This is a genomic window from Curtobacterium sp. MCBA15_013, from assembly GCF_001865095.1.
GTDB lineage: Bacteria > Actinomycetota > Actinomycetes > Actinomycetales > Microbacteriaceae > Curtobacterium.
In genome coordinates this window covers 3,199-4,471 of sequence record NZ_MJGQ01000020.1, presented here as the reverse complement: position 1 = coordinate 4,471, position 1,273 = coordinate 3,199, and the positions used below count along the sequence as shown (strand labels likewise).

1 protein-coding gene is annotated in these 1,273 nt (G+C 71.5%); it reads right to left on the bottom strand.

Features of this window, described 5'->3' with window-relative positions; translation table 11 throughout:
* On the bottom strand, nucleotides 1–1,273 hold a 1,273-nt coding region (locus tag BIV01_RS11795), incomplete at both ends, for an aldo/keto reductase (RefSeq protein ID WP_175473702.1).

The window sequence follows — 1,273 nt, the reverse complement described above, 5'->3', positions numbered from 1 at the left end:
GGGCGTAGGCGTTCGCCTCGTCGAACCGGGCAGGGGTCCAGTTCGAGCCGCCGTACACGCGGATGCGGCCGGCACGACGGTGCTCGTCGAGGACGTCGACGAACTCCCCCACCGGGATGTCCGTGTTGTCGCGGTGCATCATGTAGATGTCCGCGTAATCGGTGCCCTGGCGCTCGAGGCTCTCGAGCAGCTGCCGGGTGAGGGACTCCGGGTCGCAGTACGGCGTGTGCGCGCCCTTGGTGATCACGACCACGTCCTCGCGGACGCCGCGGTTCTGGATCCACTTGCCGAGCCGGCCCTCGAGCACGCCCCCGCCGTAGATGTAGCCGGTGTCGAACACGTTGCCGCCCTGCTCCACGAACAGGTCGAAGATCGCGCTCGCGTGCGCGAGGTCGGGCTGGTTGTCGACACCCATCACCAGTCGGGACATGCGCTTGCCGACACCCGCGACCTCGCCGTAGCGCATCGGGTTGTCGGCACGGTCGGGCTCGTGCGCGGCGACCGTGAGGGGTCGGCCGCTGACGGTCGGGATGTCGGCGGTCTCGGCCTCGAACGGGAAGCGCAGACCGATCGCGGCACGCCACTTGTCGAGCGTCCGGGCGGTGGCGAGCGACTCGTCGAGGGTGAACTCGGGAGCGTCGACACGACCGGCCGCGAGGGCCGCCGTGGTGGCGTCGGCCTCGAGGGCGTAGGGGTGCGCGCCGGCGAAGGACAGCGTGCGCGGGTCCTCGTCGACCGTGCTGATCTCGATCGTGGGGTCGTCGCCGAGGGTCCACGGGTCGGTGAGCGTGATCTTCCCCGTGGTGCCGTGGACGATCACGGCGTTGTCGTCCTCCACGCGGACGCCGGTCCGGAGGTTCGCGGTGATCCCGCCGGTGTAGCTGAGCTGTGCCACCGTCCACTCGTCGACGCCGGTCGGGCCGACGGTCCCGGTGGCGGTGAGCTCGGTGGGCTCGGCGACGGCCACGCCGGTCGCGGCCTGCACGATCGCGGCCGTCATGGTCACCGGGTAGCCGCCCACGTCGAGGATCCCGCCGCCGGCCGTGTCGACGTCGAAGAGTCGGCCGGACCGGCTGCCCGCCCGGAACGCGAACGAGGCGTCGACGTGCGTGACGGTACCGATCGCACCCTGCCGGACGAGGTCGAGCAGGGCCGCGGTCTGCGGGTGGAAGCGGTACATGTACGCCTCGACGAGGGGCAGGCCGGCCTGGCGTGCGGCATCGGCGAGCGCCATGGACGTGCCGTGGTTCGGCGAGAGCGGCTTCTCGCACAG